Genomic DNA, 18,493 nt, shown 5'->3' on the forward strand with positions numbered 1-18,493 from the left:
CACTTAGGAGGGGCTATGCGAAGGAATATGCATATAGCGCCAAGGAGAGCTCAGAAAGGGATTACCTTGGTATTAATTAGTTTAGTTTTATTATTTTTACTTGGTGTTGCAGCCTTTGGTATTGATTTGAATCACCAAGTACTCAATAAAACAAGACTACAAAACGCGGTCGACTCCGCTGCATTAGCGGCTGCGGTTGTCGTCGATGAAAGGACCGACGCGGCAGATTTGGCTGAGCGGCTTAGTTTAGCGACGCAAGCGGCGAATGATGCTCTGACTCATTCTGCTGCGTCTGATGGTAACCAAGAATTAGTTTACACGGGGGAAAACATAGATGTAACTTTCTCAAATTCGAACGCTAAAGGCTCATTTGTTGAAGCTGGAGAGTTCTCTTTGGGCAGTGACAGCGACATCTATGTTCGTGTTGCCGTTAGTAATGTTCTTTTGACACAGTATTTAAGTGGCATGTTTGGGCTCGACAAAGGGGTGTCAGCAAGTGCTGTTGCAGGACCAAGTGCGCCAAGCATTACTACATGTAACGTGTCGCCTATTGCTATGTGTGGCGATGTAGGCTCAGCTGATCTGGCGTGGGGATACATTCCTTCTTCAAACCCAAACTACAATGGCGCACAAGATCGAGATGCTGACACTATTCATGTATTGAAACCATCAGGGCACACGGATGGTGGCATTGGTTCGGGTAACTACCACCTTTTAGACTTTGGTTCCGGTAAAAATACAGTAAGAGAAATGCTGGCAGGGGATACTGAGGAGTGCATAACAGTCGGTGATTTAGTCACAACAGAGACTGGTAAAGGTACGGGACCAGTAGCTCAAGGTCTAAATACGAGATTTGATGGGGGTAAGCCAGATGAAGGCATTACTTCAGATAAGTACATCGAAGAGTCCAACGTAACATACGACAATTACCAACAACAATATCAGGATGCGGAAGATCCGGCCGTTGATAACGATGCGTTTTATTATGCCGATTATGTCGAAGGGTTAGCCGCTTGTACGGGGGGGCCTGGCGCGTGCAAGTCGCAATATTACCGAGCGGATGGGAAAACCGATCGAAGGGTATTACGAGTGCCGATCGTTCGTTGTGATGAAGCTCCAAAAAAAGGCGGCAAGATGGATTTAGAAGTACTGGGCCTAGGATGCTTTTTTGTTACTCAGGAAGTGCAAAACAAGGGGAATGAATCGGAAATATTCGGTCAGTTTCTAGAGGATTGTACGGTAAAAAATGCGTCGTCTGGGGTAGATCCGGATGAAGATGGAGTTGGGCCATACAAAATCGTTCTATACAAAGACCCGTCAAGTGGAGGGTCTTAATATGATGTACTCCAATAGAAAGCATCAGATGAAAAAGATGGCTAACCAGAAAGGACTGGCAATTATAGAGTTTATTCTTGCATTGCCAGTGCTACTGATGCTGACCGTATTAGTTATCGACGTGAGCCGAGCTTTTATTCAATACACAGAGGTCAACAAAGCGTTGCAAAATGGCGCACGGTATGCCGTGGTTGATACTTATGGCACGTTAGATTTTGAAGGTATAGCTGAAGAATCTGATATTAAAAATGTGGTGATCTATGGCACGCCGAGTGGCGTTGGTACGCCGGTAATCGACTATATTGAAGCTGCTGACATTATTGTGACTCAACCAACGGACACCAATAAGGTTGTCACCATATCGGCTACTTATAATTATGAGCCTATTTTCTCAACCTTACCTTTTACCGGAACCTCTTTGGCTTTCAGTATTGGCTCTTCTGCGTCAATGAGGACTAGCCCATGAAACAATGGATAAGGAAACAGAAAGGACTGACCCAAGTTGAGTTTTCGTTAATTGCACTTGCGGTAATGTTAGTACTGTTCATGATTATTGAGTTTGCAATCTACTTTTATTCAGTGCAAATGGTCAACGAAATTACCAGGCGAGCGGCACGACTTGCCACGGTTTGTTTTATTTCTGAACGTGATGAAATACCTAATCATCAAGCTTTGGAGAGTCTATATCCTTCAGGTTTTACCGCTAATAATTTACAAATCGAATATTTAGACGATACAGGTGCAACTGTTGATGTGTCGGACTTTTTGAGTACTCCACCTGCAGCATCTACAGTGTTAGATGCTCAGTTTTCAAAAATAAAATATGTTCAAGCAAGAGCAGTTGATTATGAATTTAAGTTTTTTGTGTTAGCTGCGCTTATTAGTGCAGTAGGAAAAACGCCTGCTTTTGAAACTGTATTGCCGGCAGAAAGCTTAGGTGTATTAAAGCCTGAAGCTGATAACCCAGCTGTTTATTCGGATTGTTCCGCGGAGTAGCTTTATGTTGAAACCAGTCAAAATGGATAATGAAACACATAAAAGTTTAAAAACTAACTTGATTATTTGGATAGTTTACTCTACATCAAATTTTAAAATTCACATTGCTGATGAACTATCAAGGTGTGTAAATATAAATATTGATTGGATAGAGCTAGATACCTTTAACTTGGACTTTGTGAAAAATAAGCAAGTTCCTGATCTCATTTATATTGAAACCGGTGAAAGCTGGGCTCAGAAAGTGGCTCATGTTTATTCTAGTGACAGCAGTTTACAGCATAATCATACCGCTTTGATTGTATTTGGCGACGAGAACGATACTGCATCCCTTAAAATGGCATTAAGGCTTGGGGCAACAGATTATTTGTCTCGTTCGGTTGATTTTGGCGAGCTATATCCTTTATTAAAATCTACCGCGGATGAAAAGATTGCCAATAAGAAAATGGGCGATCTAACATTGTTTATTAATACAAAAGGCGGCTCTGGAGCAACCACTTTGGCTATTAATACAGCAATAGAATTATCAAGCTATGCTAAGAGTAAAGTGTTGCTCGTTGACTTGGATATGCAGTTTAGTGATGCCGCTGATTATTTAAACTGTAAGCCTAAATACAATATTAATGATGTGATTGATTCTGTTAATGATTTAGATGAATTATCACTAGAAGGACTAGTCTACCAGCATCCTTCAGGTTTGAATTATTTGTGTTTTAACCAAAATGATCCAAAAGGTAATTACAAGCATGCGGTTCAAGTTAGTAAATTATTACCTATTTTGAGGCAGTTTTACTCACATATTATTGTGGATTTATCTCATGGCGTTGAGCACGTTTATCAACAAATTGTTTCTCCGGCAACACATGTTTTTTTGATTCTGCAACAGAATGTTACCTCGGTGAAGCATGCTGTTAGTTATATACGTTCTTTAGAATTAGACTATGGTTTAAGTAGTCATCAGGTTGAACTAATTGTTAATCGTTTTGAAAAGAAATCGACAATATCGTTGAAAGACATTGAAAATGCGGTTAGTGGACATGCAATACACTTAGTACCTAATAACTTTGCTATTGCTATCGAGAGCGCTAATTTGGGCAACCCAATTGTTCAATCTAAGAAAAATAGTGCGCTGAAAGCGTCTTTGGCTGAAATATCGCACTTATTAGAAAGTCCGACCAAAGAGAATCAAAGTTGGATAAAAAAACTATTTTCTTAGTAAGGGGGAGTTATGTTTTTCAAACGGAAAGGCGTCGGGAGTTCTTTCAATTCCGTAGATGAAACAAAAGAATCCAAAGTTGTGAATGTCGAGTTGGCAAAATCTGATGAAGACACGTCAGATGAGCAAAAGTCTTTGTCGCCGGTAGAAGCCAAGATGAAAGCGATCGAGGAGCAGAAAAAGCAATTAGAACAAGATCTCTCGATAAAACACTACTACCACAAGAAACTACTGGATACCTTGGATCTCGGGCTTCTATCGCACTTGCAAGAAGATCGCGCGAAAGAGGAGTTGCGCGAAGCGGTTGTTCAGCTCATCGCGGAAGATCAAACACACCCATTGAGTTCAGAAGCGCGAAACCGCGTAATACATCAAATTGAAGATGAAGTGTTCGGCCTAGGGCCTCTTGAGCCACTTCTTGAAGATCAAACAATCTCAGATATCTTAGTAAATGGCCCGAAAAATATTTTCGTCGAACGTTTTGGTAAGTTGGAGAAAACACCGCACACCTTTTTAGACGAACGCCATTTGCGCAACATTATCGACCGTATTGTAAGCCAAGTGGGTCGAAGGATCGATGAGGCTTCACCCATGGTGGATGCTCGACTAAAAGATGGCTCACGTTTTAATGCGATTATACCTCCTCTTGCTATTGATGGGCCTTCAGTTTCTATTCGACGTTTTGCGGTTGAACGTTTGAATATGGATAACCTATTAGAACTTGGATCGTTGTCTCCTGAAATGGCGAAGTTTCTTAATGCGGCGGTTGTGGGGGAAATGAATATCCTGATTTCTGGTGGTACAGGTTCTGGTAAAACAACCACGCTAAATATTTTGTCGAGCTTTATTCCTAGCGACCAACGCATTGTAACCATTGAGGACTCGGCAGAGTTACAACTCCAACAGCCACATATTATCCGTTTGGAAACACGTCCTTCCAATATCGAGGGTAAGGGTGAAATTTCTCAGCGTGATTTAGTAAAAAACTCACTACGTATGCGTCCCGATCGGATAGTTGTTGGTGAGGTTCGTGGCTCAGAAGCGGTGGATATGCTATCCGCAATGAACACGGGTCATGATGGGTCTTTGGCTACTATCCACGCGAATACACCAAGAGATGCGTTGAGCCGGATTGAGAATATGTTCTCGATGGCAGGGTGGAATGTGTCGACAAAAAACTTGAGAGCGCAGATCGCGTCTGCCATCAATATTGTTGTGCAAATGGATCGCCAGGAAGACGGTAAACGTCGCATGGTTAGCGTACAAGAAATCAATGGCATGGAAGGTGACGTTATTACCATGTCGGAGATCTTCACCTTCCAAAGAAGAGGGGTCGATCAAGAAGGCAATGTGTTAGGTGATTACATGGCTACAGGGATTGTACCAAGCTGCCATGACCAATTAGTAAAACGAGGCTTAGACGTACCATTTGAAATATTCAATGAAAAAGCCCGTTAGGAGATTGCTATGGATAGTCAATTCCCCCTTTTTCTTGTACTGCTGTTTTTGTCCGTATTCTTTATTAGCCAAGCGTTAATTCTGCCTTCTGCGGGTAAAAAGGTTAAGCATAAGCAATTAATCAAGCGGATACACGAAAGCCATAAACATATTGATCAAGAGAGTATTTCTTTATTAAGGGAAAACTCGCTCAAGAATCTATCGCCATTAGAGCGATGGCTTGTGAGGTTTAGCCTGTTCGATAACTTTAAGAAGAAGTTGGAACTGGCTGGGATACACATGGGGTTCAGTCGGTTTATTTTCCTCACATTCCTCGGAGGGACTGCGGTTGGTCTATTTCTGTTCTTGTTCGGGCAAGTTTGGTACCTCTGTGCTGGCGTTGCGTTTGCTTGCTGGGTGTCTGTTTACTTCTACATACAGAAAAGGATTGCTGATCGTTTAATGAAATTTGAAGAGCAACTGCCAGAGGCTCTCGATATCATCAAGCGAGTTTTGCAGGCAGGGCAGCCAATTACGCAGGGGTTTGGAGAAGTAGGCAGAGAGGTTAGTGCACCGCTTGGTCCTGAGTTCATGAATACCTTTAACTTACTCAACTATGGTTATGACCTCCGCTTGGCGATTATGCAAATGTCGGAGAGAACTCCTACCGTATCTATGCTTGCTTTCTCCAGTGCTGTGTTACTGCAAAAGGAAACGGGTGGTAACTTAGTCGAAAACATTGAGAAGCTCTCCCATATCCTACGTGCTCGTTTCAAACTCGCTCGAAAAATAAAAACCATTTCGGCGGAATCTCGAATGTCGGCATGGGTATTAGTATTAGCGCCTTTTGGTTTGTACGTCATCATTTCCCTTGTTCGACCTGAGTATATTGAGTTACTCCACACGCATCCAATGGGGATCAAAATGGTCATTGGTGGGATGGTAGCGTTGTTTATCGGCACGCTTTGGATTCGTAAAATCGTCAATATTGAGGTGTAGCCATGGAAAGTATTCAAGGATGGTTAAACGATTTTGCTGTCGGCCAAGAAACACTGCTTATGGGGTTGATCCTCATCACTACAGTGTTGGTTGTGATGACGTTAGGCTCGATAATTATCGGGGTTAACTCGCCAATTAAACGAAAGTTAGCCGAATTGTCTGGTGATAAGAAAGAAGTCTCTCATCACAACAAGAAAATGTCAGACACCTTGGAGTCGTTAGCGCCTTTAACTTCCCCAACCAGTGAAAAAGAGCGCCAAACGACACGCAATAAACTGATGCATGCTGGGTTTCATGAAAGCAATGCATTATCGATGTTTTATGCCATTAAATCGGTCACGACAATCTTAGGTGTGATGGTCGCGGCACTGGTGTATTTCTCGGTTCCGGAATCTAAATACCTGTACACGTATATGGCGTTATCCGTATTTATTGGGCTTTTATTTCCTGATTTTATTTTGCGTCGAATGGTGAACAAGCGTCAGCAAGCGATTCGTGCAGGTGTGCCCGACATGCTTGATTTGCTGGTGGTTTGTACCGAATCAGGGCTTGGCTTTAATGCAGCGTTGCGTCGGGTTGCTGATGAACTGGTTATCTCTCACCCAGAGCTTGCTGATGAAATCGATACGGTGTGCAACAAAATTAAAGCGGGCAAACCAATGCCAGAAGCGCTGAGGGAGCTAGTATTAAGGACAGGGTTAGAAGAATTAATGGGGCTGGTAAGTATGCTTAGCCATGCCTCTCGAATAGGGGGGAGTTTAGTCAACTCCTTGCGTGAATATACCGAAGACTACAGGGATAAGCGTCAACAAGCAGCAGAAGAAATTGCTGCAAAAATCCCAGTCAAAATGATGTTTCCAATGGTGCTATTTATTTGGCCTTGCTTTTTTATAGTGGCTATCGGACCTGCGTTAATTTCATTGGCTGAGGCATTTTCTAATTAAAAAGCAAAATAGGGATCGTTATGTGGATTAAGAAATACGTCATCATCTCGTTGTTGGTGCTTACCGCATGTTCAACAACTGAACAGTCATCAGATTTCGATTCAACGCTGTACTCAGGTAAGCCCGTTGAGTCTCTCACTAATGATGAACCACCCAAAACAGAGGAAGAGGCAATCTCACGAGGGGATATTGCATTAAGCAACAAAAATGTCGACTTAGCCTTGTATGAATATATTCGCTCGCTCTCTTTCCCGAATGCGGTCCATAAAGATAAAACCTTGTACACCGTGGGGCGCATCCATTTAGCTAGGGAGAATTCAGAACTCGCCGATAAATCATTTCGAGCATCTTTGGCTGAGAACCCCGATCATATTGGCTCCCTGACTGAGCTTGGTACTTTATACACGAAGCGTGGAGAAAAGGACGTTGGGAAAAGCTACTACATACGCGCTTTGAATGCTGACCAAATTCGCATGGATGGCGATCCTACCATCACTAAAGACAACATTACTGCAGAGAGCGTTGCAACATATCGCTATGATGATAAATCACCAGTCTCTGCTTACTCCGGTCTAGGTGTGCTTTACGACATTCGTGGCGACCACGATATTGCGCAGGCGTTAATTCGAAAAGCGTTGGATATTGACTCAAGAAACGTAAACGCTTTGGTCAGCCTTGGCTACTCCTACTACATGGAAAAAGCTTACTCAAAAGCGGCGCACTTTACTCAAGCCGCACTAAGTATCAAGCCAGGAGATGAGAGAGGAATCAATAATTTAGGTCTCATTGCTTTAGCTAAAGATCAGCCACGACAAGCTCTGAGTATTTTTAGTCGACACATGACAGAGCCGGAAGCACTCAATAATGTTGGTTACTTCTTGATCCTTCAAGGCAAACCAGGCGAGGCGATTCCTTATCTACAACAGGCTATTGATAAGAACCCTGCCTACTATGAACTGGCAAATAAAAACCTAGAACGAGCATTGGCAATGGTGAGAGAGCGAGGGGATACCTCTACCGCGCTTCTCCAATAAATTTGAAGACCCTTTTAAAAGAAAGCCACTCTGCAAGATAGAGTGGCTTTTTCATTTATGGGGAGTAGTCCGTTGCAAAGGTGTTTGTTCAATTAGCCGTCATTCGCTTCTTTCAGGGTAAGAAGCATAGCGCCGTAAAGCCCAACCAACTATCTTCCATAACATCACCGTCAAGAGTGTTGCGAGGTAGCCATCAATCGCATAATGCCAGGCTAAATGTACCGAACCGATTTGAATGATGACTGCGAAAGCGTAAGCAAAGTAGCCGATGGTTTTGTTGAGTCTATAAATTGATAGCGCCATCAAAACAGCAATGGAAACGTGCAAACTCGGCATTGCCGAAATGCCAGAGCCAATACCATTGGCATTCGCGATGTACTCATCCCAAAGATATTGCTGTGTAGGCAATGCCCACAATTGCCCAGCGTCTACATTGGTAAGATATTGGCTTTGGACTTCGAGCGTTTTCATCAGAGGAACAAACTGTTCATCTCCAGTGATAAGCTCCACATAACATGGGCCTGCTGAAGAAAGCAACGTGGCGAAGAAGACACCAAGAATCATCCAAGACAATGCGAACGTGAGTAAAAACTGTTGCCTTACCAACGGGTATTTTTTGTAGATAAGGAAAAAGATGAGTATGCCCCACATACAAAAAAACCATGCGTTGTAGGCTACATTTAGCCCTAATGAGGCCCAAGCATTGGAGAATAATGCATGGGTCAACTCCCACGGAGCAAACCCGAAGTGTAGCAACGAATCAATATTCGCAAAGGTCAGATCCCACTTGAATGGATTGATGATTGGAATCAGCGATTTCAAAAACGTGTGGTTAGAGAAAATCAGGTTGAGTGCCATCATCGAAACAAACACTGATACAGGTCGGTACAGCGGAAAAATAAGATGCTTCAGTTTTCGTATGAAGCGCTTTGCTGGCTGTTTTTCTTTGCGCAGTATGAGATAGAAATAATAGTAGATACACCAGCTTAAACCTGTGACATACAAAGCTTGTATGAGTGTTTCAAGGTAAGTGGTAAAAGAGTAATCGATAGGGAAATCGAGATACAAAGAACAAAGATAAATGACAGCAGTCGAGATAAAGCAATAGGTGTAGAAAATCCTATCGTTCAATAACTCATTCTTTACTGATGTGAGTAAAGCCGATGCTTTTTGCTGCCAGCTAAGGTTGAGCTCGTAATTGTTGTCTTGTTCCATTGATGATCCGTCATCTCTATCCTTCCAATATCATTAAGCTTAGTTGAGAAAACGGGCACTCGTATTTGAGTGCCCGTGGTTTATCTGGATTCAATAGTTGGCGTATCAGCAGGCTAAATCATGCCCGTGACAAGGCCTGCCGCCACAAAAAACACGATCATCCACAGAACCGATAGGTTGAGCTTTTTGTGTAGATAAAAACCTGCAACCACTAACGCCATGTCGATGGGAGCAACAACTGCGCTGCTAAATACTGGCTGGTAAAGTGCCGCGAGTAGTAACCCTACTACCGAGGCATTTACACCGTTGATGGCGCCGGAAACCAGCGGTTTGCCTGCCAGTGCTTGCCAGTTTTTAAGAACGCCAAGCAGTAAAAGAAACCCTGGGAGGAATACGCCAAGCGTTGCGATCAGAGCGCCTAAAATTGGCGTATCCGAAAGCTCATAACCGATAAAAGTCGCAAAGGTGAACATTGGCCCTGGTACAGCTTGTGCAGCGGCGTAGCCTGTTAAAAATGCATCTTGGCTGAGCTGGTCGCCAACAATGTTTTGCAGAAGCGGCAGAACCACATGACCGCCACCAAACACTAAGCTACCAGCTTGGAAAAAATCACTAAACAGCCCAAGCAAAGGTAACGTATGAGCCACTAACGGTAAGCCGAGTAAAAGCATCGCAAATAGAGCCAATGCCGCGATAGACGGTTTAAACGACTCGGCTGATGGCGCGGAGTCTTTCTTCAGATATCGCATTCCGACAAAACCTGCTGCGATCAACACGAACATTTGCGTCATGATGCTTGGTGCCACCAGCAACGCAATCGCAGTCGCGATGCACAAACCCGCGGTCAGTTTGCTTTGGCAGAAGTTTTTGTACATGCCCCAAGTCGCATCCGCCACGACGACGACTGCGAGCAGTTTTAGGCCGTGAACGATGTTTTGGAACACTGCGGTGTCGGTGATTTGGCTGCTCACCATCGCCAGCGCCAACATGATGACCACTGAAGGAAGCGTGAATCCGACAAATGCTGCGCATGCGCCACCTAAACCGCCACGTTTATAGCCTAAAGCAAAGCCAACTTGGCTTGAGCCCGGTCCCGGCAAAAACTGACTGAGCGCGACAATTTGCGCGTACTCGCTGTCATCAAGCCATTTCAGTTTCTCAACAAATGTTTGGCGAAAATAACCAATATGAGCCGCCGGGCCGCCGAAGCTGAACCAACCCAGCCAGAAAAAAGTTTTGAATATGGTGAACATGTCGAGCCTGTTTATCTAAAAAGCATTGTTGCTAATTTATCGAATGCTCTAAAATGACTCAAATTGATGATTTTAATTTCATCTATGAATGAAATGGGATGAGGATGTTGGAGTGAAAGAGGACATTCAGTGGCGCAACATTGACTTGAACTTATTGGTGACGTTTTCCTACTTGTATCGCTATCGAAGCGTTAGCGTCGCGGCAGAGAAAAGTTACGTTAGCCAGTCGGCGATGAGTCATAGTTTGTCTCGTTTAAGGTTGTTGTTTGACGACCCGCTTTTTGAGCGAAAAGGGCACAAGATGGAGCCCACCGAGCACGCTCACCACATCGCGCCAACTGTGCATCACTTGTTGGATTCTATCGCCAAAGACTTGCTCACTAAGTCTGCCTTCCAACCTGAAAATTACGCGGGTGTATGTCGCATCGGGTTAACGGATTATGCCGAGTTTATCTTTGCTCCTCGGCTTTATGACGAAATACGCCAGCGCGCCCCAGAGGCGCAGATCAGTTTTATTAACGTCAATCGTAGCAACTACGTGGCATTAACTGAGCATGAAAAGCTCGATGTCATTATTGGCAGCATGCCGGTGTTGGATGACAACTTTGAGAGCTTGTACTTGTACACCGAAAAGCACGTGTGCATGTGTGATAAACAGGTATTGCAAGGGGAAACACAGCTGTCTCTGGAAGCGTTCGCGAACATAGAGCAAGCTCTGGTAAGTCCCGATGGGAGCTTAAAGACACAAGTAGACCAAAAGCTTGCAGAACATGGCTTGAGCCGCAAAGTCACCGTGGCGTCGCGCAACTTTCTCACTATTCGGCATCTATTGAAAAAACGCGATCTCATTGCCATCGTGCCAGAAAAAATGGCATTGGCGGAGGGCTTTTCGGACGATCTCGTTACCGTTAAGCCGCCGATCGCCGTTGCGGATTTTGATATTGCTATGCTGTGGCATTCCAGCCGAAACAATGAAGACAAAGGCATTTGGCTACGCGAGTTGGTTTCTTCGACCATCACCTCTAAATGATAAACATTTGGGGCACTCATGGTGCTTAGAGTTATTTGTTGTTGAACTTCTTACAACCCGCTGAGTTATCGGCGTTATACCGAAACAGTACTGATTGAGCAAAATGAATGTCTTTGGTTGGGGGGGATGTTCCAGATTTAATTCATAAAAGAGATTAATGGAAAAGGTATCATTGAGTTGTACCACGTAGTTTAAGCTCTGTTTGCACGTATACATGAAGAGGTTGTAAGCGTCCATCTCGGTATTTTTCCACCAGTAAGTTCACTCCCTGAGTTCCCATCAACTCAGAGTGAATACGAATTGTAGACAACGGCGGAAAGGTAAAGCGAGCAGTAGGAATATCATTCATACTAATCAACGTAATATCCTCTGGTATCTTTAAGCCAAATTCATGGATTGCACGTACTATGCCAATCGCGATGGAGTCTGAATCAATGAATACTGCTTTCGGGAAGTCACCTTTGGCTAGCATCTCTTTCGCTAAGTTATAACCGGACAAACTAGAGCAGGCACAATAGTGTATATCTTGTTCTGCGACCACGCCTTTTAGATAGCCATAGTCCAAAAACACATTTTCACGAGTGTCAGCTGCGTCGGGCTTGTTTTGACCGCCAATATAACCGATGCGGCGGTAGCCTCGTTGTACGAAGAAATCAACTACTTGCCTACTGATTCGAATAAGGTCGACATCAACGCAATCATAAGGGCAGGTTGGATCTGAAAAGTTTATGTAGCAGATGCTATCGGCTAGACGTTTAGGTAATTTATCTACTACCTTTTGGTCGACATTTCCGACTAAAAGGACACCTGTTATCTTTTTCGTTTCAACATCAATTTCACTGTTATAGCAATTGGTTAGCGTAATACCTAATTTGTCGCATTGCGTTTCAATCCCATGACGAATTGATAAGTAGTAAGGGTCATTCACCTCTGTTTCTTGTTTGTAGTTATATAAGGCTAAAAAGTGATGTTTTTGCTTAACTTCTTTGATGCCTTTCTTCGAGCTACTGGTGCGGTACTCCAGTTTTTCTGCAATTTCCAAAATGCGGTATTTGGTTTCTTCTTTAACGCTCAACGTTGGGTCGTTGTTCAAAACCCGCGATACGGTTGCAAGTGAGACGCCCGCTTCAATGGCGATATCTTTTAGCTTTGCCATGTAAATTTCCCGTCGGCACTGCTCACTGCCCAAGTGTGAGCTCAATAATCTGACTATTTTAAACAGCTACTTAGAGATGCACAAACCTTTAGTAAGACAGTCCTAAACACTTTAAATCAGCATATCAAGCCAACTTGTTTTCATGAAATACACTCTATTGAGTAATAAATAAAGCCGTAAACGTAAGGATTATATTGCTGTAAAAATACTGAAAAACGCGACTGGTTTGGAAACTTGCTACTTGTGGTAACTCTAGTACTTAATAGGACTCGAGCTGTTTAGAGTTTAATCAAGCAAACGTTTTATTGTTCATGTTTATGTTTTGTGTCTCATTTTATAAACAAATCAATAGGAAAGTATTCAACTCTATTTATAATCTCCGCGCTTTTAAAAGCTGTCTAACAGTATGAAAAATTAGGAAATTATAATGAAAAAAGTATTGCCATTATTGGCTTTAGGTGCAGTGGTTGCTTCAGCATCAGTTCAAGCAAAAGGTAACTGGTATGTTGGTGCTGATTTGGTAAATTCAGATCTTAAAGTTAAAAGCTTGTCAAAAGATTTTTCTGCGACAGGTCTTAGCTTTGCTGTAGGTAAAGAGCTTCAATATTCAGAAAACTTCAAACTAGCTTTTGAAGGTGAGTACATATACTTTGGCGACTTTGAAGAAACATTTTCTTACATGGGGTGGCCGGTTAAATTTAGTGTTGATGCTTCTGCGTTCAATTTCAATGCGAAGCCTAAATACCAATTTGCAGGTACAGGCTTCTATGTTGGTGCGATTGCTGGCCTTGGTGTAATGAGTGTTTCTTATGAAGTGAAATCATCTAGCACTGTTACCGATGATGGTCGTGATGTAGGCTTTAACTACGGTGTTGAGGCTGGTTATGAGTTCGCTTCAGGTTTGGTTGTATCTGGTGGCTACCGTGCTTCTTCGGTAAGTATTGATGCCGAAAACGGTGGCAGCGAAGATTTTGATTTTGACAGCCTGTACGTTGGTGTTGATTACAAGTTTTAAGCTCGCGTAAGCAAAACATAGATACTAAAAAGGAGCCGTTAGGCTCCTTTTTTGATCAGATTATCAATCAACTCATAATGGTGATCTTGTACGCCTGCAAGGTTGCCATATTTGGGTTGATGGCGGTCATTTTCTTTCGCGTGTTGCCAGCCAATGGTGTGACGCACAAAATGCTCTGCAAACGCGTGGGAAACTTCCAAGCAACCTGCCAGCACGGTATCAACATAACTTTGCATGATTGGGCTCTTTGCGCATGGTGGTAGTGGCTCGTCTTTTACGTAAACCCAAATGTCATGTTCTTGGTTAAAACTCGCATCTGTTTCGATTTGATCTGGCTGAAGTTGAATACGATGATAACCTCGCTCACGGCGGTCGAATTCTGCGAGCGCTTCTTTATTCACTTCGAGTAAAACGCCATTAACCTGTCCATCGCCTTGGTTCACCACTAATGGAGAGAGGCTGTAGCTGTCGTCAATCTTCCCCCAGTAGCGAACCAACCCATGTGCTATGACGGGAATGGCTTCTCCCGTTTGTCCGGTTAACTTACGCGACGCAGAATTAATCAAACTGCCATAGCCAAATATGTACATTGTCGTTGCATCCCTTAACTGATAGTTGTGCCTCTCATGTTTATACCTAACCCGCATCTGAAGCACAACTTTACCTCTTAAGTATAATCTTAATTATAAACATGTATTTTCTATACATGTTTATGATAGCATCAATATGTAGTTGAGTTAACCAGCATCGAGAGACGCTTGAGGGCAAGATAATGCTGAATATCACCGATAAAAAAGTAGAAGAAAAAATCCCCGCATGGCTGCGATTAGGCTTTCGGCCGTTTTTTCTGTTTGGGTCGATTTACGCCATTGTTGCGATTGCGTTATGGGTGTGGATGTTCCAAAGTGGGCCGCCAAGCGCATTGGCCGTGCCTGCATTGTGGTGGCACGTACATGAAATGTTGTTCGGTTTTTCAATGGCCATTGTAGTTGGCTTTGTACTGACCGCGGTACAAAACTGGACTGGCATTAATGGTACCAAGCATTACATGCTTCTGGCTTTATTTGGCTTGTGGTTAGTGCCCCGCATATTGCTTTGGACACCAGCACCGTTATGGTTAACCAGCAGTATCGAAGCGGTATTTTTACTGTTTGTCGCCTATGAGGTGGGCATTCGTGTGTATCGAGCCAAAGGTTGGCGTAATTTGTTTTTCGTTCCACTGTTTCTTTTGGCCATCTTTGCGAACTTTGCAAGCTACGCAACGATAAAAGGTATGCCGCCCTTTAGCTCTTCAGCGGTGTGGCAAGCAATGCTGTGGTGGTTTACCTTGCTGTTGTCAGTGATGGGCGGACGTGTGATTCCATTTTTTACTGCGCGTCGATTTAATTTCGAAAAAGCGCAACCATTGGCTTGGTTAGAGTGGTTCGCGAACTTGCCATTGGTAATGCTATTTGTGCTGAGCTTTTTCCCTGTGACGTTTGCAGAACTAGGTAGTCCTTTGATGTTGTTTGCAGGTGTTGCTCAGTTGGTGCGTTTTGTTCGCTGGAAACCTTGGTTAACCCTGAGCGAGCCTTTAGTGTGGTCGCTGCATGCTGCGTATTTGTGTTTACCACTAAGCTTAATTTTGCGAGGCGTCTGGGGAGATGCATTTGCCAGCCATAACCTCATTCACCTGTTTGCGATAGGTGCGTTAGGCGGTTTGATTTTAGCGATGATTGCACGGGTGACGATGGGACATACTGGTCGCATGATCTACAAAGGACCAAACATGAGCCTTGCGTTTGCAGCGATTACCGCGGCAGCTTTGGTTCGCAGTTTCGCCGTGATCTTTGACCCAGCGAACATGATGCTGTGGATTGATATCAGCGGCGGATTATGGATTGTTGCGTTTGGGCTATTTGTGTGGCGCTTTGGTGTGATGCTTGTGACCCCTCGTGTGGATGGTCACCCCGGATAAGATTCTAATGTGAGTAGAGAAAAGAGGAGCCGCGTGCTCCTCTTTTGGTTTTTGTTCTTTATAGGTTTAGTGTTTATTCGTCTTCGTCGTCCGCTTTATTCGTGAGTCCCAAGCGTTTAAATAGCCACCACTCTAGACCAAAAATGACAATTAAGGCGATGCAGAACCAGGTGAATGCCATGGTGGAATCCACGCCTGGCATTCCACCAACATTGATACCGAGTAAACCTGTTAAGAAGCTGGTTGGTAGAAAAATCGTTGCTACCAAAGTAAACAGGTAACTGTTTTTATTGGTTTTCTCATCACGATGATGTTTGATCTCTTCTTGGAAAAGCGCCACTTCTCCAAGATAAAACTCAAGTGTTTCATTTATGCGCGTAATATTATTGTGTGCGAAGCGATATTGATGAGGTCTCAAAGCAATCAATTCTGATTCTGACTCCACAAGATCACGGATAGCGTACTGCTGAGGGCGAATAAAACGCTTGATAGAAATCAGTGCTTTTTGAGTCGCCATATGTTTGTACGTCGACTCATCATTCACGTCGAACTGGTTTAGTGTTTCTTCAATTGTATCAAGGTAAATGTCTATTTTACTGTTTAATCCTTCAATGATCTGATGAAGTAAACTGGCAAGACTTTTTGGGCCTTTGTGTTCCGCTAATGCTTGGCGAATCTCCATGATCGCGCGTGATGGAATTTTACGAGTTGAAATGAGTGCGCCTTGAAAGTAGAGAATTCGAATACTAAGCATATCTTCTGGTGATGCATTGCCGTTCATATTGACGCCTCGTAAAATCAACATGAAGTTCTCGTCATCTAAAGGATGGAAAGATGGTCGGCTTTCGTCGGCTAATAGATGATCAACCGTTGCACGAGGCACTTGGTTCTGCTCCAGCCAACCACGAATATCAGGATGCAGCCGTTCGCAATGGTACCAATGCTTAGCTTGAATTTGCTCTGCCGTGGTGGATTGTTGAGTTGCTTCTGGGGTTGAGAAGTCCCAATGTTCAATCATAAAACCCATTTTCTTTTCCTTGTTTGAGCCGATACCAAAATAACCTCAAGATACTTCTTTCGCGAGAATTGCATTGCCATACAGAGGCAATACTCTGAGTACGGTACTCTGAAGTCATTGATGCATTATTTTTCAAATGAGTATGATTGTATTTAACGCCAAATGTCTATGAATAGTTGTTCTTATTTGCAATCGAGTGGAGCGCACCAAGGTGTTGTGCTTAAACAACAAAACAAAAAGCCTACAACTAAGCAGGCTTTATTGTGGGGGAGGGAGGGAGGGGAGCTGTTAGCCAACTTGAGAAAGATTAACCACTTTCTGTTGTAGCTTTTTCTTTAAATAGTCCGTTAAGGCCTGTTTTTCTTCCTCGTTCATGTAAAGACCAAGCTTAGTACGGCGCCATAAAATGTCTTCATCGGTCATTGCCATTTCATGGTTCATTAAGTAATCGATCTCACGTTGGTAAACACCACCTGCTTGTGCCGAGAACGTTTGTCCTAAGTCAGCTTCACTTGTTGTGCCTTCCATTAAGTTCCAGGTTTGGGTACCAAACTGTGTGACATAACGAAGAATCAATGCTTCTGGCGCCCAAGTGTATTTAGCGTGAATTTGTTTAGCTAATTGTTCACGACTACAGCTGAAGTTACCACCAGGAAGGGTTTGGTTGGCCGTCCAGTCTTTACCCATTTCAGGTAGGAACGGAGCAAGTTTCTTCATTGCTGCTTCACCTAACTTACGGTAGGTCGTTAACTTACCACCAAAAACAGAAAGCAGAGGTGCATGGTCGTATTCCGCATCGAGCTCTAGCGTGTAGTCTCGTGTGATTGCTTGCGGAGAGTCAGATTCATCGTCACATAAAGGACGAACACCGCTGTATGTCCAAACTACATCTTCGCGAGTCAACTGGTGGACAAAGTGTTGGTTTACGATATCAATGAGGTAATCGACTTCGTCATCTGAGATCGACACTTCACGTGGGTCACCTTTGTATTCCACATCTGTTGTACCAATGATTGAGAACTTATCTAAGTAAGGAATCATAAATACGATGCGATTGTCTTTGTTTTGAAGAATGTAGGCTTGCGGTTCGTTGTGGATACGAGGAACAACGATGTGCGAGCCTTTGATTAAGCGAATGTTACGAGGAGAGGCTTGCTCTAATCCATCATCAAAGAACTGTTTTACCCAAGGCCCCGCAGCATTGACTAACGCTTTCGCTTTACGTTCGAAACGTTGGTCTGTCATCACATCGTGAATAGTAACATGCCAGATACCACCTTCACGGTGTGCTTTTTCCACGCGGCAGTAGTTGCGCACTTCAGCATGGTTTTCGCGAGCCGCAAGAACGTTCAGTAATACTAAACGTGCATCATCAACCCAACAGTCAGAGTATTCGAAACCCGTTTTCATTTCTGGTTTTAGCAAGCCAGATTTCGCAAGGTTGACGGTTTTACTGCCTTGCAGCGTCGTACGTTTACCCAAGTTATCGTAAAGGAAAAGGCCACAACGAATCATCCAAGCTGGGCGTAGGAATGGGCGATGCGGTAAACGGAAACGCATTGGTAGTGCGACGTGTGGTGCTTTACGAAGAATAACCTCACGCTCTGCGAGCGCTTCCGAAACTAAACGAAACTCGTAGTGTTCAAGGTAGCGTAAACCGCCGTGTATCAGTTTAGAACTTGCTGAAGAAGTCGCAGATGCGAAGTCATTTGCTTCGTATAAGCCAACACTCAAACCTCGGCCAGCTGCGTCTGCTGCAATACCAGCTCCGTTAATGCCGCCACCGATTACGATCAAGTCTAAGGTAGTGGATGAGCTAGTAGTGGAAGCATTATTTTGTATACTCATAAATTTGACCTCTTGGTGAGCGAACGAGCATTTTAGAACATAA

At 43.6% G+C, this 18,493-nt stretch carries 17 protein-coding genes; 11 read left to right on the top strand and 6 right to left on the bottom strand.

Features of this window, described 5'->3' with window-relative positions:
• Positions 1-15 precede the first annotated feature (15 nt).
• Genes R7E42_RS12900 through R7E42_RS12935 form a run of 8 tightly spaced genes read left to right on the top strand, consistent with a single transcriptional unit; the run spans position 16 to position 7,958 of the window.
• Entirely contained in the window at positions 16-1,335 is a 1,320-nt protein-coding gene (locus R7E42_RS12900) for a pilus assembly protein TadG-related protein (RefSeq protein ID WP_137282334.1), read from the top strand.
• 1 nt (position 1,336) lies between these two features.
• Positions 1,337-1,801, top strand: a complete 465-nt coding sequence (locus R7E42_RS12905) for a TadE/TadG family type IV pilus assembly protein (protein WP_031781046.1) — start codon at positions 1,337-1,339, stop codon at positions 1,799-1,801.
• Complete coding sequence (locus R7E42_RS12910; RefSeq protein ID WP_005386454.1) at positions 1,798-2,331, top strand: TadE/TadG family type IV pilus assembly protein; 534 nt, start codon at positions 1,798-1,800, stop codon at positions 2,329-2,331. The genes R7E42_RS12905 and R7E42_RS12910 overlap by 4 nt, the downstream gene beginning before the upstream one ends.
• Positions 2,332-2,335: 4 nt before the next feature.
• Positions 2,336-3,544 (top strand): AAA family ATPase, encoded by a 1,209-nt coding sequence (locus R7E42_RS12915; RefSeq protein WP_318072741.1) that lies wholly within the window; start codon positions 2,336-2,338, stop codon positions 3,542-3,544.
• A gap of 12 nt (positions 3,545-3,556) precedes the next feature.
• Positions 3,557-5,002: a CpaF family protein gene (locus R7E42_RS12920; RefSeq protein ID WP_046875025.1), complete on the top strand. Its 1,446-nt coding sequence runs from the start codon at positions 3,557-3,559 to the stop codon at positions 5,000-5,002.
• A gap of 9 nt (positions 5,003-5,011) precedes the next feature.
• Positions 5,012-5,980, top strand: coding sequence for a type II secretion system F family protein (locus R7E42_RS12925; RefSeq protein ID WP_046875024.1), 969 nt, complete (start codon positions 5,012-5,014; stop codon positions 5,978-5,980).
• Between the two features lie 2 nt (positions 5,981-5,982).
• Positions 5,983-6,924: a type II secretion system F family protein gene (locus tag R7E42_RS12930; RefSeq protein WP_005386462.1), complete on the top strand. Its 942-nt coding sequence runs from the start codon at positions 5,983-5,985 to the stop codon at positions 6,922-6,924.
• Between the two features lie 20 nt (positions 6,925-6,944).
• A complete protein-coding gene (locus R7E42_RS12935; protein ID WP_005386465.1) occupies positions 6,945-7,958 on the top strand; it encodes a tetratricopeptide repeat protein in 1,014 nt (337 codons plus the stop codon).
• 99 nt (positions 7,959-8,057) lie between these two features.
• Here the strand turns inward: R7E42_RS12935 and R7E42_RS12940 are convergent, their stop codons facing one another.
• Both R7E42_RS12940 and chrA read right to left on the bottom strand, forming a co-directional pair.
• Positions 8,058-9,173 (bottom strand): phosphatase PAP2 family protein, encoded by a 1,116-nt coding sequence (locus R7E42_RS12940; protein ID WP_154205074.1) that lies wholly within the window; start codon positions 9,171-9,173, stop codon positions 8,058-8,060.
• 113 nt (positions 9,174-9,286) lie between these two features.
• Entirely contained in the window at positions 9,287-10,426 is a 1,140-nt protein-coding gene (gene chrA / locus R7E42_RS12945; protein ID WP_137282332.1) for a chromate efflux transporter, read from the bottom strand.
• A 112-nt stretch (positions 10,427-10,538) separates the two neighbouring features.
• On the opposite strand from chrA, the gene R7E42_RS12950 reads away from it, so the two are divergent.
• Positions 10,539-11,456 (top strand): LysR family transcriptional regulator, encoded by a 918-nt coding sequence (locus R7E42_RS12950; protein ID WP_005380171.1) that lies wholly within the window; start codon positions 10,539-10,541, stop codon positions 11,454-11,456.
• A gap of 169 nt (positions 11,457-11,625) precedes the next feature.
• Here R7E42_RS12950 and ebgR read toward each other — a convergent pair whose 3' ends face one another.
• Positions 11,626-12,612 (bottom strand): transcriptional regulator EbgR, encoded by a 987-nt coding sequence (gene ebgR, locus R7E42_RS12955; protein ID WP_005380173.1) that lies wholly within the window; start codon positions 12,610-12,612, stop codon positions 11,626-11,628.
• A gap of 427 nt (positions 12,613-13,039) precedes the next feature.
• Between ebgR and R7E42_RS12960 the strand changes: the two genes are divergently transcribed.
• Entirely contained in the window at positions 13,040-13,627 is a 588-nt protein-coding gene (locus R7E42_RS12960) for an outer membrane beta-barrel protein (protein ID WP_005380175.1), read from the top strand.
• A 38-nt stretch (positions 13,628-13,665) separates the two neighbouring features.
• Here the strand turns inward: R7E42_RS12960 and R7E42_RS12965 are convergent, their stop codons facing one another.
• Positions 13,666-14,217: a gamma-glutamylcyclotransferase family protein gene (locus R7E42_RS12965; protein WP_042521366.1), complete on the bottom strand. Its 552-nt coding sequence runs from the start codon at positions 14,215-14,217 to the stop codon at positions 13,666-13,668.
• Between the two features lie 182 nt (positions 14,218-14,399).
• Between R7E42_RS12965 and R7E42_RS12970 the strand changes: the two genes are divergently transcribed.
• Positions 14,400-15,584 (top strand): NnrS family protein, encoded by a 1,185-nt coding sequence (locus R7E42_RS12970; protein WP_167415414.1) that lies wholly within the window; start codon positions 14,400-14,402, stop codon positions 15,582-15,584.
• Positions 15,585-15,657: 73 nt separating this feature from the next.
• Here the strand turns inward: R7E42_RS12970 and R7E42_RS12975 are convergent, their stop codons facing one another.
• Entirely contained in the window at positions 15,658-16,611 is a 954-nt protein-coding gene (locus R7E42_RS12975) for a CorA family divalent cation transporter (protein ID WP_005380188.1), read from the bottom strand.
• Between the two features lie 279 nt (positions 16,612-16,890).
• Positions 16,891-18,450, bottom strand: a complete 1,560-nt coding sequence (gene glpD / locus R7E42_RS12980) for a glycerol-3-phosphate dehydrogenase (protein ID WP_017636005.1) — start codon at positions 18,448-18,450, stop codon at positions 16,891-16,893.
• Between the last annotated feature and the right edge of the window lie 43 nt (positions 18,451-18,493).

Origin of the sequence: Vibrio sp. Vb1337 (assembly GCF_033338715.1) — a bacterium.
In the GTDB taxonomy this organism is placed as follows: domain Bacteria; phylum Pseudomonadota; class Gammaproteobacteria; order Enterobacterales; family Vibrionaceae; genus Vibrio; species Vibrio alginolyticus.